The sequence below is a fragment of the Algorimicrobium algoritergicola genome, assembly GCF_008086165.1.
In the GTDB taxonomy this organism is placed as follows: Bacteria; Bacteroidota; Bacteroidia; order Flavobacteriales; family Flavobacteriaceae; genus Algorimicrobium; species Algorimicrobium algoritergicola.
In genome coordinates this window covers 331,977-347,128 of sequence record NZ_VSKL01000002.1, presented here as the reverse complement: position 1 = coordinate 347,128, position 15,152 = coordinate 331,977, and the positions used below count along the sequence as shown (strand labels likewise).

The following is a 15,152-nucleotide window of genomic DNA, read 5'->3' as shown; positions in this document are numbered from 1 at the left end:
ACAAATAATTCAATAACAGTTTCTCAATTTTATGGCTCTAATAAATTTTTAATTAATTGAAATTCAATTATATACTTAAATTTTAATTTTTTTGGCACGTTGTTTGTTTTACAATAAATGAGTTTAATTAATACACAACAATTATGAAACAGTTAGTATATATATTTTCGATACTATTAGTGTCAAGTACAGCCGTCATGGCTAGCACGAATGACATACCAGATCAAAAACCTTATGAAATAAATAATAGCGGATTTGGTAATGGGAATAATTTCATTTTTGTTGAAGGTGGCATAGAGTTCTCCTTATTTCCGGATGGCCAATTTGATTTTCATATGGCTAATTATACGAATAATGTGAATGTTTCCGTCAATACACCTAATGTGAGCATTAGTTTTAACACAGGTTATGATTATAATGGTTTTGTCCAATACGATGAGTTTGGAGCCATTATTCAAATTGAACACATACCTGTTTTTTATGATTATTACGGTCGTGTAACTCGTGTTGGCGATGTATCCATGCGCTACAATAGTTTTGGTTATTTGGTAAGTGTTGGTGGCATGTATGTTCATTATAACCGTTATAACCAATTCACGTATTGTACAGGATTTATAAATCCTTATAACCGCATTTATGTGTATAGACCATGGCACAGGTATTACCGCGTTCCTGCTTACGATTATTGCGTAGTTTATAAAAGACCATACAGACAACATTACACACCGGTTCGATATAGTTATTCAACCCCTTATGCCAATAATTACAGACGTACAAGTGCAGTTGCTAGCCGAAGAGGAAATACTATAACTAGACGTTCAGATTTGGCAACTAGTTCACCAAACAGACGTGGGAATTCGGTTTCACAACAAGCGCCTAGAAGTAGAAACAATGCGGTTCAACAAACGCCAAGAAGTAGAACTAATGAGAATTCAGTTAGAGGAAATACAAACCCAAGACGTTCTAATACCATGCAAACAAACGGTAGCGTACGTAGTAATACTGAAACTAAATCAAAACCTAGTACGCGTGGTAATAGTAAGGCAAGTTCAAGAAATAGCAATAGAAAAGTTTCTGCTTACAGTTCAAGAGATAACAGTACGAGGAAAAGCACAAATTCTAGAACCCAATCTAAACGTGTTAGTAAAAATAATCAGGTAAATAAAAAACCAAGTGCTACTAAATCTCGTACATATAGTAAAGAAAGAAAAACTACTAGAAACTCCAGACAATCGGACTCTAGTCGAAGAAGATAAAAATTTTGGTTGGTTAGTAAGAAAGTCCTGCGATATGTATGCCTCAAAGCTACTTCGTGGGATTTTCTCTTTTAATACGTTTGATAATTGTATTGATAAGCTGGGTAATATCTTCAGAAAAATGCAAAGTGTAAACAACCGTTCCATAAAAAGCAGTTATTAAGAAAGATTTCAAACCTATATTTAGTATTGGATGCCATGGAAAATCCCAAAAATAAAACACGCCCAGATTCACAATTATAAGCACAAGTACTTTAACTGTATTAATGGTAAAAGGCTGCATCTTTAATTTTATATGTACAAAGCATAGCTTCGCTAAATTATACAATAATATGGATAAAAAAGTGGCAAATGCAGCACCATTTATACCATATATAGGAATAAACACCATATTTAAAACGACTGTCAATACCGCTAAAAACACACCCAAAACAAGCACCATTCGGTAATAATCACTATTGAATAAAATAGCATTGTTATTCCCTAATAGACTATCGGTAAGTTTGGATAGACTGATTACAAAAACAACTAATATTCCGTCTGCATAATTTTCATTAATGAAATTATATAATTCATTAATATTTAAGATAATAAGCAAGAAAATAAACCCACTAATAATAAATAAACTCAACGAACTTTTTTTGTATAATTTACCCAGTTCACCTCTGTTCCTTTCATTCAATAATTTAGCTGTTAGTGGACTAATTATCTGATGCATGGAGCGACTAGGAACACCAATTACAGACGCAATATATATAGCTACACCATAATAAGCTACATATTCAATGGCTACATACCTATTCAGCATAAATTTATCGACTTCCAAAATAACATTGGCAACGGATCCTGCTATAATTATTAGTGAAGTATATTTTAATACTGATGAAAGATTCGGAATTTTAACGGTGTTAAAGGACGGAAACCGCAAACTAAAGGCGTATAACTTCATGATAACCACACGAATAATATAAATGCCTGTTATACTATAAATAAGTTGTTCAACATCTATAAAACCTAGATACAAGCAGAACAATAAAATCATGGTTCCAGCTCTATGGAAGACTTCCTTCATGAAATTCCCAAAAACACTTTGCATTTGTACACGAGACCACGCATAAAACACTTCAAAATAAGAAAAAGCAACTGCCGAAATAAAGATGAGCCAAACATAATCTGCAACTATGGTGTTGGTCCCAGATAACCATGTACTAATAACATCAAAAGCAAAATAGCCAATAATAGCTGTAGGAATAATAATTGCTAAAGGTAAAAACAACATGAGTATTAAAAACCCGTTCTGTGTTTGTCGCGTTTTATAAGTTGAATAGAACTTTATAAGTGTATTATGGACACCAAATGCTAAAATTGGCATCATAACATTGGCTGTAGAAAAAATATAGGTAATTAGGCCGAAGTATTCGTCACTAATGAATTCAGTAAATAAAAACAACACATTTATAGCACCTAATCCAAAACCTAGATAGGTGATAAGCGTATTTTTTATGGACTGACTGGTAACGATTCCCATTTATAATAACTCGGATAATGATTTAGTTAATGCTTTTCTACTATATTTTTGTAATCCAATACCATGCGAATGTAAACTTCCTTTTTTAAACGATTCGTAATACAACTCAATTTGCTTCTTTAAAGCGTTATAATCATCATATTTAAAATAGCTACCTGTATTAGTTTCTTTTAAAATAGTTGCTACGTCTGATCCTTCAGGACCTATTGCAATTGTAGGTCTTTCCGAAACCATGTATTCAAATAGCTTCCCAGGGATTATACAACGTGTATCTGGCGAATCTATTTCAATTAACAAAAGTACTTGTGATTTTTTTTGAAATCTAACTGCTTCTTCATGTGATACATAACCAACTTCATTTATATAATCACTTAAATCATATGAATCCATAGATTGCAACACATCTTCACTCACAAAACCGACTAAATTCAACTTGAAGTCTGTTGCAAAACTTGGTTTTTCAACAATCAAATCACTTAAAGCCTGCCACAATATTTCGGGATTTCGTTTGGATAGTAAGGAACCAATATGCGCCAAAGTAAATTGAGAATCCAATTCAGGCTTGGTTATATGATTAGCATCATAGCCATTAGTAATTACCGAAATTGGTTTGTTTGTTTTTTCTTTAAATTCTGCTTTCGTAACGTAACTTGTCACTATAATTCGATCGGCACTTCTTAAAACATCTTGCTCTAATTGCTTATGCTTGTTTTCAGCGCTTTTGGTGAGTTTTAGTTGCTTATGGTAACCAATAGTGGTCCAAGGGTCACGGAAGTCAGCTAGCCAATTCAAGTTTAGTTTCTTTTTTAGCTCCAAACCAATTAAATGCAAACTATGTGGAGGGCCTGTTGTAATAATCGTATCTATCTCTTGTGTTTTAATATAGCTAGATAAATATGCTACAGAAGGTTTCACCCAACTCTTTCGCGCGTCTGGAATAAAGAAATTACCGCGAATAAAAAGTAATATCTGCTCTAATGCAGTTTGTTTATCATCATTGGTAATAATTCCTTTACTGATTGTTTTTGTTTTCTTTTTTGAAAACAAACCAGCTAATTTATAAGGTTCTGAAATTGGCTGTTTAATGATGGTTACCGAATCAGGAATTTCGGATAGTAAGCTATTATCAACAATCGGATAATTAGGATTTTCTGGAATATATACAATGGGTTCTATGTTAAAATCCGGTAAGTATTTTACAAATTTCAACCAACGTTGCACACCGGGACCTCCTGCTGGTGGCCAATAATATGTAACGATAAGCACCTTTTTGCGCACACTAGTCTGTTTTACGTTTAAAACCATAAAACAAACCACCTAAACATAATAATCCGAAAATAACAGAACTTGCCAAAGCAATGGTGCTACCCGTTTGTATTACTTCTGGTTCAAACTTAAATTCGATAGTATGTTTGCCGGCCGGAACATTCATTGCACGTAATACATAATTAACACGTGTGTATGGCATTAATTCACCATCTATATAAGCATTCCATCCATGATTATAATATATTTCAGAAAATACAACAAAACCATCTACAGCAGATTCCGATTGGTATTTAATATAGTTTGGTTTATATATTTCTACCTGGATATTTGCCGATGAATCTATTGGAAATGTTTTGTTTTCCAATCCTTTCATAGAGGTAATTGCAATTTGCTTCGTATTTAAACTATCTAGTTTTAAAATTTCAATATTAGGATCATTAACCTGTTCTAAATTACTTACAAACCAGGCGTTTCCATTGGCATCTGTATTTGTGTATGGAAATAAATTATCATCATCATCTTGCGCAATAATATACTTGGCATTTAGCATATTCAACACGTTAATATTGTTTTGCGAAATATGAAAATCATACAACTCATTAAAACGTTTCAACTTTGCAGCATGATATCCTGAAACCGAATTATGGAAATACGACGCTCTTGCACCACCTGATGTTAAATCTAAAACTCTAAAATGTTCAGGATCTTTTAAAATCGCTAAATCCGCAGCATTAGCTTGATACGGTTTGTTAACTTGAACAGATGAAACGAAATTATCATTATTCACATAGCGTCTATCTACACCAACTAAATCGAAAACGATTAAACCAGCAAAAATGATTATGACTATTTTTTCAGATAGTTTCTCCTTAATAAACATAAAGATCGTTCCTGCTGAAAGTAGCACTAAAATTAAGGTTCGTAACGTGTCTTGTGTAAAAAATGCTTTTCGGTCTTTAATAACAGCATCAATAAATTGAGGGCCATAATTCTGACGGTACAACCCATCATTAGCACCAACAAAATTAAATAAAGACGATTTAAAGAGTAAAAATACCACAGCTAATCCCGCAGTAATCATAGCCGTATATTTTAAAGCTTTTAGCTTTTCTTCTTGTTTTTCAAGTGGATTAAATAAACGTACCAACCCGAAAATAGCTAATATTGGAATACACAATTCTAAAATAACTTGAATAGAACTTACCGCTCTAAACTTGTTATACATAGGTACAAAATCAATAAAGAAATCGGTTAAAAACCCGAGATTCTTCCCATAAGATAATAAAAGTGATAGCACGGTTCCACCAACTAACCACCATTTCAAGCGACCTTTCACTAAAAATAAGGCAAGAACGAACAAAAATAACACCACTGCTCCAATATAAGCTGGTGCTTCAACTATGGTTTGGTCTCCCCAATATGTTGGTGTCTGTTTTACTTCTTGCATAGCCTGAAGAGGCGTTGCACCAAGTGTTAGGTAAAAATCATACGAAGCGGAATCTTTTCCTACGTCCTCATAACTTCCACCGCCTAAAAACCGTGGAATATATAAATTGAAGGTTTCTAAAAGTCCGTAGCTATATTCTGTTATGTAGGCTTTATCTAAACCAGTTGTTACTTCTTTAGGCGAACCATCTGGATTAATAGTTAAATCACTTTGACTACGCGTACTTTCCGCAGCATATTCTTGAGTCGCTAGAATATTTGTAGCATTTAATCCAATAGCCAAAACCACAGCAGCTACCATGATACCAACAGATTTAAAATAATGAGGTAGCATTTTTTTCTTATAAGCATCTACCAAATAGGCAATACCAATTACCATAACTAAAAACATCAAGTAATAGGTCATTTGAAAGTGATTAGCCACCAACTCCAAAGCCATAGCAACAGCAGTTAATAGAAACCCTACAATATATTTTTTTCGAAATGTGAGGATGATGCCACTTAAAACTAGAGGCATATATGCAATAGCATGCGCTTTACTATTATGGCCAACACCTAATATGATAATTAAATAGGTAGAAAAACCAAAAGCCAAGGCGCCTAAAGCCGCTAATTTGAAGTCAACCTTTAATGTTAGTAACAATATGTAAAACCCTATAAAATAGAGGAATAGATAATCCGCTGGTCTTGGCAAAAAGCGTAAGGTTAAATCGAGTTGCTTAATGTAATTATGTGGGTATTTTACACCTAACTGATACGTTGGCATACCACCAAAAGCACTATTGGTCCAATACGTTTCATCTCCTGTATCTGCTTTAAAGTCCTTTTGCTGCTTGGACATACCGATATAGTGTTTAATATCGCTTTGATAAATTTCTTTACCTTTTAAAACAGGACTAAAATAAGCTAATGAAAGACAAATAAAGCCTACTAAAACAAGAATATGAGGCAGGCATTTTTTTATTGAAAATTGCATGAAATCGGATTAATCAATGAAGGCGAAAATTAATCAATTTCTTCGTAATCTACATATTCGCCAACGTTTTTATTTGAAGTATTTGATTGTGGTACTTTATCAATAACCGTCTCACCTTCATTTTTAGTAGGCTCTTGAGGTTGTCTCTGATTGAATTGTTGTCCGAATTTCGCTTCCGCCTTTTTAGCGACATAGCGCATTAAAGCAGGTGCAAACAAACGCGATAAAATTTTCATCCCGTACCAAACTAATAATATGATTAAAATTGTTTTAATTAAGCCCATAAATGATGCGTGTTGAAGCATATCACTAAATTTTTACAAAAATACAATTCTTACTATTTAAATTACCTCTTAAATACTTAAAAAAAATATAAAATATCTATATTTGAAATCAAACAAAAACTTATGAAATCAATTAAAGCCTATTTATTTCTACTTGTTTCGTTTACAACACTTTATTCGTACGCGCAATATACCGAAGTTATAAATTCAAACAGACCTGGTGTTTCAAGAAGTGCATTTTCCGTAGGAACTAATGTGGTTCAGTTTGAAGTTGGCCCTTATATTTTGAATGAAAATCACAATCTTTTAAATAGAGAGGATAAAAGCTTTGGTGCTGATTTTGCAGTTCGCTATGGCTTTTTATTCCCACAGTTAGAAGTTAATGTGGAAGGGACATTTCAGTCAACGAACAGAAGTTATACTGGCATTGTTACTACTGACGAAACTTTCAGTAATTTTAAAACCTTAACTGTTGGTGCTAAATATTTGGTATATGATCCTTATAAAAATGCAGGTGAAGAAAAACCAGATTTAAGAAGTTGGAAAGCCAATAATAAATTCAAGTGGAAGCAGTTAATTCCTGCAGTTGCCGTTTACGCAGGTGCTAATTTTGATGCTAAAGATAATCCGTTTACGGCTTATGGTGTTGAAGGTTTTAGCCCTAAAGTTATGGTAGGAACGCAAAATAATTTTGCAAGCGGTTGGGTTTTTGTTACCAACTTTATTTTAGACCGAATAGGAACAGATCAATCTGATTTCTCCTTTATTTTAACGCTTACCAAGTCTATAACCGACCAATGGGTTCTGTTTGGTGAAACACAAGGTATTAATAGTGATTTTTATGCAGATAATCTTATTCGTTTTGGTGGTGCGTATTTATGGAGTAAGAATTTCCAACTTGATACGGCTTTAACTTTTAATACAAAAGATACACCTACTGTATTTGGCGTTACTATTGGCGCATCCTACAGATTAGATTTTCATAAAGACAAAGAAGAAAAAGACGGTACATCAGCTGATGAAGAGTTAGAACGTCGAGAAAATAAAGCGCGTGGAAAAAACAAAAACAAACGCGAAAAAGAAGATACTGATTTTGATGAAGGTTTAAATTAGATGTTGAAAGCTATATGATACAATTACACGAAGTAAAAAACAAAAAAGAACTAAAACGTTTCGTCACATTTCCATTTTCATTATATAAAGATTCAAAATACTGGGTACCGCCCATTATATCTGATGAAGTTGGCACACTAAGCGCAGATAAAAACCCCGCTTTTCTACATGCCGAAGCGCGCTTTTTTCTAGCTTACAAAAACAATGAAGTTGTTGGTCGAATAGCGACTATTGTGAATTGGACAGAAGTCAACGAACAGAAAGTTAAGAAAATGCGCTTTGGTTGGTTTGATACTATTGATGATATTCATGTTTCTAAACTCCTATTTGATAAAGTTGCCGAAATAGGCAAACAGCATAATCTTGACTATATGGAAGGACCTGTTGGTTTTTCTAATTTAGATAAAAATGGTGCGTTAACGGAAGGTTTTGATCACATTGGAACTATGGCAACTTGGTATAACCACCCCTATTATATTGATCATTTTAATCAATTGGGTTTTGAAACTGAGAAAGAATATATAGAAAGTAAATTTTCGTTTATCAACTTACCTATTGAACGTTTTGTAAGAGCGAATGACATCATTTTAAAGCGTTTTAAATTGAGAGCTGGTAGTTATACTAAAACCAGTGAAATTATACCGCATTTAGATAGTATGTTTGATTTGTTTAATCAATCCTATTCTAAACTATCGTCGTTTGTACCAATTTCTGATCCCCAACGCGATTATTTTAAGAAGAAATTTATCAACTTTATCAATCCAGAATATATCAAATTTGTATTTGATGAACATGATAAAATGGTAGCTTTTGCCATCGTTTTACCATCATTTTCTGAAGCTTTACAAGAAGCAAAAGGCAAATTGTTTCCTTTCGGATTTTTAAAGCTACTAAAAGCGAAAAAATCGAGCAAGACAGCTTTGTTCTATTTAATTGGTGTGGATGAGCATTATCAAAACAAAGGTGTTACTGCCGTTATTTTTAATCAATTTCACAAATCATTTACAAAATCTGGGATTGAGACTTGTATTCGACTTCCAGAATTAGCTGATAATCATGCGTCACATCAAATATGGAAAGATTTTGATACCAAGATTATTAAACGAAGAAAAACTTTTAAGAAAGCAATATAAAGAAAAAGCCGATTTTAAATTAAAATCGGCTTTTTTTATATTATATCTATCGGATTACTTTTCCATAGCAGCAGTAACTGCAGCAGATAAACGCTTATACGTTCCGTTCTCTAAACGGGTTCTAATAGCATCAAAAGCATCCAACGTAACTCTTACATCTTCCAACGTATGTGTTGCAGTTGGAATCATTCGCAGTAAAATTAATCCTTTAGGAATTACGGGATATACAACGATAGAACAGAAAATACCATAATTTTCACGTAAGTCTTTAACTAAAGCCATTGCTTCAGGAATACTTCCTTTTAAGTAAACTGGCGTTACACAACTTTGTGTTGTTCCAATATCAAAACCACGTTCTTTTAATCCAGATTGTAACGCATCAACAATTTTCCAAAGGTTTTGCTTTAATTCTGGCATGGTACGTAACATATCTAAACGTTTTAACGCACCAACAACCAATTGCATTTGCAATGATTTCGCAAACATTTGCGAACGTAAGTTGTATTTTAAGTAATCTATAATTTCTTTATCAGCAGCAATAAAAGCACCAGTACTTGCCATAGCTTTTGCAAAGGTTGCAAAATAAACATCTATACCATCCTGAACACCTTGCTCCTCACCTGCTCCAGCTCCATTAGCACCTAGTGTACCGAATCCGTGTGCATCATCAACAAAGAATCTGAAATTATATTTTTTCTTTAATTCTACGATTTCCTTCAAGCGACCTTGCTCACCACGCATACCAAAAACACCTTCTGAAATCACTAAAATTCCACCTCCAGTTTGTTCTGCCATTTTAGTAGCTCGCTCCAAGTTTTTCTCTAAACTTTCAACGTCATTGTGTTTATAAGTAAAACGCTTACCCATATGCAAACGCACACCGTCAATAATACACGCGTGAGCATCCACATCATAAACAATAATATCATCTTTAGATACCAAAGCATCAATAGTTGACAACATTCCTTGGTAACCAAAATTTAATAAGTAAGCCGCTTCTTTATCAACAAAAGCTGCTAATTCATTTTGTAATGTTTCATGAAGTTCTGTGTGACCGGACATCATACGTGCTCCCATTGGATATGCAGAACCATAAGCTGCACCAGCTTCAGCATCTACTTTACGAACTTCCGGATGGTTAGCTAAACCTAAATAATCGTTTATACTCCATGTTACCACTTCTTTTCCTCGGAATTTCATACGATTAGAAATTTCACCTTCTAATTTTGGGAATACGAAATAACCTTCGGCATGGGAAGCCCATTTTCCTAGAGGTCCTTTATCTCTATATATTTTATCAAATAAATCTCTCATAAAGCTATTAATCTAGTTAGATGATGCAAAATTAGATATTTAAAATTTCACAACATAATAATTTTACGTTCTATTATTAACAACACATGATAGTTAACTAAAAATGTTTAGAGCTAACTATCATGTGTTCTATATGCTGACATCCTTAAATGAATTCGATGCCTTCTTTATCTTTTACTTTGGCAGTATCTAAAAAGCCTTGTTCCTTCATCCATGTATCACTATATATTTTACTCATATAACGTGATCCATGATCTGGAAAAACAACAACAATTACATCATTTTCACCAAATGTATTTTCTTCATTTAATTGTTTGATGGCTTGCATAGCTGCTCCAGAAGTATACCCAACGAATAAGCCTTCGGTTTTGGCAATTTCACGAGCTGTAAGTGCGCTTTCTTCATCTGTTACTTTGATGAATTCATCAATAGCATCAAATTCTGTAGCTGTTGGAATTAAGTTTTTTCCTAAACCTTCAATACGGTAAGGATATATTTCTTTCTCATCAAACTCGCGTGTTTCATGGTATTTCTTCAATACGGAACCATACGCATCCACACCTAAAATTTTAACATCTGGATTTTGTTCTTTTAAATATTTAGCAATTCCAGAAATAGTTCCTCCAGTACCGCTACAAGCAACTAAATGCGTGATTTTACCTTCTGTCTGATTCCAGATTTCTGGACCTGTAGAATGGTAATGCGCATCTATATTTAATTCGTTAAAATATTGGTTAATATAAACAGAATCTTCTGTTTCTTCATGTAAACGCTTGGCAACTTCGTAATAGGATTTTGGATCGTCTGCAGCTACATGAGCTGGACAAACATATACTTTGGCTCCCATGGTTTTCAGCATATCAATCTTATCAGGAGATGATTTTGAACTCACTGCCAAAATACACTTATACCCTTTTATAATACTCACCATTGCTAAACTAAAACCCGTGTTTCCAGAGGTTGTTTCTATTATCGTGTCGCCAGGTTTTAATATACCTTGCTTTTCAGCTTGTTCTATGATGTATAATGCAATTCTATCTTTGGAAGAGTGTCCTGGATTAAAGGCTTCTACTTTTGCAAAATAGTTGCCATTAAAAGGTGCTGTAATTGTATTCAATTTTATTAAAGGTGTGTTACCAATAAGATCTAACACACTATTGTAAACTTGATTTTTGTGTCCCATATTTACTTTTTGAGTAACTCCATTTTTTTGGTGAAATGCAGCTTAAAACCTCGCAAAAATACAACTTTTTTTTAAACTATTGGCTAATTCCCTCTAAATCCAGTAAAAACGCGTACTCCAAAGCCACTTCTTTTAAACTCTCAAATCGTCCAGAAGCACCGCCATGACCCGTATGCATATCAACTTGCAACAGCAATATGTTTGAGTCGGTTTTTAAATCGCGCAATTTGGCAACCCATTTAGCGGGCTCCCAATACTGAACTTGAGAATCGTGAATTCCCGTCGTTACCAAAAGATTTGGATAGTCTTGTGCTTTTACGTTATCATAAGGTGAATAAGATTTCATATAATGATAATAGGTTTCTTCATTAGGATTTCCCCATTCATCATACTCACCTGTTGTTAGTGGAATAGAATCATCCAACATCGTTGTTACCACATCTACAAAAGGAACAGCTGCAACTACACCATTGTATAATTCAGGATTCATATTGATAATAGCTCCCATGAGTAAACCACCTGCTGAACCGCCATTAGCATACAACTGTTTTGTTGTAGTATAATTTTGATCAATGAGATACTTGGAACAATCTATAAAATCGGAAAACGTATTTTCTTTCCTTAATAATTTACCGTTTTCATACCAATCACGACCTAAATATTCACCACCTCGAATATGGGCAATTACATAAATAAAACCACGATCTAGTAAACTTAAACGAATAGTAGAAAAATACGGATCTATTGTAGCACCATACGAACCATAGGCATATAATAATAGCGGATTTTTCCCATCCTTTTTCACCCCTTTTTTATGAACGACAGACATCGGAATTTTTTCACCATCTCTGGCTGTAGCCCAAATACGTTCAGACGTATAATCATCTTTATTAAAATCGCCTAAAACGTCTTGCTCTTTTAAAACGGTGTTTGTTTTCGTTTTAAAATCAAATTCCATTACAGAACTTGGAGTCGTCATGGCATTATAACCATACCTTAAAACATCAGAATTAAACTCCGGATTATTACCTAAATAGGCTGTGTATGTTTCACTGTTAAAGGGTAAATAATAATCTTCGGTACCATTCCAACCAATAACACGTAATTTATTAAGACCTTGAATGCGTTCATTTAACACATAATAGTCGCGAAATATTTCTATATCTTCTAAAAGAACATCTGGCCTGTGCGGAATAACATCTACCCAATGCGTTTTATCTGTATGTGTTTCTGGAGTTCTTTGAAGTTTGAAATTAATGGCTTTATCATTATTCGTAATAATATAAAAGGCATCATTATAATGAGCTATAGCATATTCCAATCCGCGTTCACGTTCCTGAAACATCTTAAATTCACCATCCGGATTATCAGCTGGTAATATGCGATATTCAGACGTTAAGGTACTCGATGAACCAACAACAATATATTTTCTTGACTTCGTTTTATAAACAAAGGCATTAAAAGTTTCATCTTTTTCATGATAAACCTCTATATCTTCTGACGCTTTCTCATGAATATTATGCTTAAATATTTTATAAGCACGCAAAGTCACGGGGTCCTTTACCGAATAAAAAACTGTTTTATTATCACTTGCCCAGGTACAACCACCTGTGGTGTTTTTAATTTTATTTGGGTGCAATTTCCCAGTTTCTAAATTTTTTATTTGAATGGTGTATTGACGTCTGCTTACCGTATCTACCGAAAAAGCAGCCATGGTATTATCTGGACTAATAGAAATACCACCTAATTTAAAGTATTTATGCTTTTTAGCCATTACATTACAATCAAACATAATGTATTCTTCAGCTTCTAAAGATTCTTTTTTTCGTGTGTAAATAGGATAATCTTTTCCAGTTTCAAAACGTGTTACATACCAATAACCATTATAGAAATATGGAACGGACTCATCATCTTCCTTAATACGCGCTTTCATTTCCTCAAAAAGTGATTTTTGAAAATCTTCCGTTGGCTTCATTACGGCTTCGGTGTATGCGTTTTCGGCATTCAAATAATCGATAACTTCTGTATTTTCCCGATCGTTAAGCCAGAAATAATTATCTATACGTTCATCTCCATGTGTAATAAGAGATTTCGCGATTTTTTTTGCTATTGGAGGATTGGATATTTTTTTCAAAAAAAGAGGATTTAATCAGCTAGCAAAAATAGAAAAATTAAATAGCTTTGTATCTAATTAAAATTGATAATATTATGTTTGGAGATCTTATGGGAATGATGGGTAAAATTAAAGAAACCCAAAAGAAAGTTGAAGAAACAAAAGTGCGTTTAAATTCCGTGCTCATTGATGAAGCGAGCGCAGATAATAAATTGAAAATCACTATTACGGCCAATAGAACCATTAAAGATATTAGTATTGACGAAGCACTTTTAGAAGACAAAGAAGCTCTTGAAGATTACTTGGTTCTAACCTTAAATAAAGCCATTGAGCGTGCTAGCCAAGTTCATGAAACTGAAATTGGAGCGGTTGCCAAAGACGGCATGCCCAATATTCCTGGGATGGACATGTTTAAATAAAAGTTGGATTAGAGATTCTTCAGGCGTGCCTTCTTCTGAATGACAATAATAAACGTTATAGTTTTACACCTCTTAAAACCGTCATAAAGTAATCATGCATGGAATCTGTGTAATCTAAATGAGTAACTAAGCGCAACTTTCCACTTCCCATACCACTTAAACGAATACCTTTTTCTGAAAAATAGTTTAGAAACTTGGCTTCTTTTTCACGTTCCGCTAATTCGAAAATAACAATATTAGTTTCAACAGGAACGACTTTCTTTATAAATGGTAAGGACTGTAAAACAACGCCCATTTCTTTAGCTTTTTGATGATCGTCTGCTAAACGCTCTACATGATTATCCAAAGCGTATAAACCTGCAGCTGCTAAATACCCCACTTGTCGCATACCACCTCCAAGAATTTTTCGGATTCGAATCGCATTTTGCATTAAGTTTTCATCGCCAATTAAAACGGAACCAATCGGACAACCCAATCCTTTACTTAAACAAACTGAAATGGTATCGAATACCTGACCATAATCTTGAGTGGTTTCATTTTTAGCCACCAATGCATTCCACAAACGAGCGCCATCTAAATGAAAACCTAATTGATTGGTATTACACACCGTTCGAATTTTTTTCAATTCTTCAAAATCCCAGCAAGAACCTCCTCCTCTATTTGCGGTATTTTCAACTTCAACGAGTTTGGTTAATGGACTGTGATAAAAATCGGGCGGATTAATGGCGTCTATAACTTGCTCTGCGGTAAACATACCATGATTTCCTTCTAATAATTTACAAGAAACACCACTATTAAAGGACACACCTCCACCTTCATAATGATAAATATGTGCATCTTTATCGCAAATCACCTGATCGCCAGGATTAGTATGCAGTTTTATGGCGGTTTGGTTCGCCATAGTTCCCGTAGGGAAAAATAAGGCTTTAGGCTTTCCAAATAGTTTGGCTAACCGCTCCTCTAGTGCGTTTACCGTTTCATCTTCTTTATAGACATCATCGCCCACTTGAGCGGTTAACATAGCGTCCAACATTCCTTTTGTTGGTTTGGTAACGGTATCGCTTCGTAAATCAATTTTCATAAAAACAACTATTAAGTTTGGCCTAAAATTAATCCAT

The 15,152-nt window shown here is 33.9% G+C and carries 12 protein-coding genes; 4 read left to right on the top strand and 8 right to left on the bottom strand.

The features are described 5' to 3' along the window. Window positions 1-143 precede the first annotated feature (143 nt). Window positions 144-1,256: a hypothetical protein gene (locus ES675_RS07585; protein WP_148367347.1), complete on the top strand. Its 1,113-nt coding sequence runs from the start codon at window positions 144-146 to the stop codon at window positions 1,254-1,256. Between the two features lie 49 nt (window positions 1,257-1,305). Here the strand turns inward: ES675_RS07585 and ES675_RS07580 are convergent, their stop codons facing one another. The 4 genes from ES675_RS07580 to ES675_RS07565 are packed head-to-tail and all read right to left on the bottom strand — an operon-like array spanning window position 1,306 to window position 6,780. Next, window positions 1,306-2,784, bottom strand: a complete 1,479-nt coding sequence (locus ES675_RS07580) for a lipopolysaccharide biosynthesis protein (protein WP_066247701.1) — start codon at window positions 2,782-2,784, stop codon at window positions 1,306-1,308. Further along, the gene (locus ES675_RS07575; RefSeq protein ID WP_066247698.1) at window positions 2,785-4,089 is read right to left on the bottom strand and encodes a glycosyltransferase family 4 protein; all 1,305 of its coding nucleotides are present in this window, start codon (window positions 4,087-4,089) and stop codon (window positions 2,785-2,787) included. It lies immediately after the preceding gene. Continuing rightward, window positions 4,064-6,475 (bottom strand): YfhO family protein, encoded by a 2,412-nt coding sequence (locus ES675_RS07570; protein ID WP_066247696.1) that lies wholly within the window; start codon window positions 6,473-6,475, stop codon window positions 4,064-4,066. The genes ES675_RS07575 and ES675_RS07570 overlap by 26 nt, the downstream gene beginning before the upstream one ends. A 29-nt stretch (window positions 6,476-6,504) precedes the next feature. Continuing rightward, the gene (locus ES675_RS07565; protein ID WP_066247693.1) at window positions 6,505-6,780 is read right to left on the bottom strand and encodes a DUF4834 family protein; all 276 of its coding nucleotides are present in this window, start codon (window positions 6,778-6,780) and stop codon (window positions 6,505-6,507) included. Window positions 6,781-6,882: 102 nt separating this feature from the next. Here ES675_RS07565 and ES675_RS07560 point away from each other — a divergent pair, with 102 nt between their 5' ends. Then, a complete protein-coding gene (locus tag ES675_RS07560; protein ID WP_066247691.1) occupies window positions 6,883-7,872 on the top strand; it encodes a transporter in 990 nt (329 codons plus the stop codon). A gap of 14 nt (window positions 7,873-7,886) precedes the next feature. Next, the gene (locus tag ES675_RS07555; RefSeq protein ID WP_066247689.1) at window positions 7,887-9,005 is read left to right on the top strand and encodes a GTP cyclohydrolase; all 1,119 of its coding nucleotides are present in this window, start codon (window positions 7,887-7,889) and stop codon (window positions 9,003-9,005) included. Window positions 9,006-9,059: 54 nt separating this feature from the next. Here the strand turns inward: ES675_RS07555 and ES675_RS07550 are convergent, their stop codons facing one another. From ES675_RS07550 to ES675_RS07540, 3 genes are all read right to left on the bottom strand, one after another. Next, complete coding sequence (locus ES675_RS07550; protein WP_066247687.1) at window positions 9,060-10,319, bottom strand: aminotransferase class I/II-fold pyridoxal phosphate-dependent enzyme; 1,260 nt, start codon at window positions 10,317-10,319, stop codon at window positions 9,060-9,062. Between the two features lie 145 nt (window positions 10,320-10,464). Further along, entirely contained in the window at window positions 10,465-11,502 is a 1,038-nt protein-coding gene (locus ES675_RS07545) for a PLP-dependent cysteine synthase family protein (protein WP_066247684.1), read from the bottom strand. A gap of 76 nt (window positions 11,503-11,578) precedes the next feature. Next, the gene (locus tag ES675_RS07540) at window positions 11,579-13,636 is read right to left on the bottom strand and encodes a S9 family peptidase (protein ID WP_066247682.1); all 2,058 of its coding nucleotides are present in this window, start codon (window positions 13,634-13,636) and stop codon (window positions 11,579-11,581) included. 74 nt (window positions 13,637-13,710) lie between these two features. Here ES675_RS07540 and ES675_RS07535 point away from each other — a divergent pair, with 74 nt between their 5' ends. Beyond that, window positions 13,711-14,034, top strand: a complete 324-nt coding sequence (locus ES675_RS07535) for a YbaB/EbfC family nucleoid-associated protein (protein ID WP_066247680.1) — start codon at window positions 13,711-13,713, stop codon at window positions 14,032-14,034. Window positions 14,035-14,089: 55 nt separating this feature from the next. On the opposite strand, the gene ES675_RS07530 is transcribed toward ES675_RS07535, so the two are convergent. Then, window positions 14,090-15,115 (bottom strand): threonine aldolase family protein, encoded by a 1,026-nt coding sequence (locus ES675_RS07530; protein ID WP_066247678.1) that lies wholly within the window; start codon window positions 15,113-15,115, stop codon window positions 14,090-14,092. Window positions 15,116-15,152: the final 37 nt, after the last annotated feature.

Bases quoted from the DNA above. Each gene is read 5' to 3' on its own strand.
- ES675_RS07585 (WP_148367347.1), top strand. From the start codon at position 144: ATGAAACAGTTAGTATATATATTTTCGATACTATTAGTGTCAAGTACA.
- ES675_RS07580 (WP_066247701.1), bottom strand. From the start codon at position 2,784: ATGGGAATCGTTACCAGTCAGTCCATAAAAAATACGCTTATCACCTAT.
- ES675_RS07575 (WP_066247698.1), bottom strand. From the start codon at position 4,089: ATGGTTTTAAACGTAAAACAGACTAGTGTGCGCAAAAAGGTGCTTATC.
- ES675_RS07570 (WP_066247696.1), bottom strand. From the start codon at position 6,475: ATGCAATTTTCAATAAAAAAATGCCTGCCTCATATTCTTGTTTTAGTA.
- ES675_RS07565 (WP_066247693.1), bottom strand. From the start codon at position 6,780: ATGCTTCAACACGCATCATTTATGGGCTTAATTAAAACAATTTTAATC.
- ES675_RS07560 (WP_066247691.1), top strand. From the start codon at position 6,883: ATGAAATCAATTAAAGCCTATTTATTTCTACTTGTTTCGTTTACAACA.
- ES675_RS07555 (WP_066247689.1), top strand. From the start codon at position 7,887: ATGATACAATTACACGAAGTAAAAAACAAAAAAGAACTAAAACGTTTC.
- ES675_RS07550 (WP_066247687.1), bottom strand. From the start codon at position 10,319: ATGAGAGATTTATTTGATAAAATATATAGAGATAAAGGACCTCTAGGA.
- ES675_RS07545 (WP_066247684.1), bottom strand. From the start codon at position 11,502: ATGGGACACAAAAATCAAGTTTACAATAGTGTGTTAGATCTTATTGGT.
- ES675_RS07535 (WP_066247680.1), top strand. From the start codon at position 13,711: ATGTTTGGAGATCTTATGGGAATGATGGGTAAAATTAAAGAAACCCAA.
- ES675_RS07530 (WP_066247678.1), bottom strand. From the start codon at position 15,115: ATGAAAATTGATTTACGAAGCGATACCGTTACCAAACCAACAAAAGGA.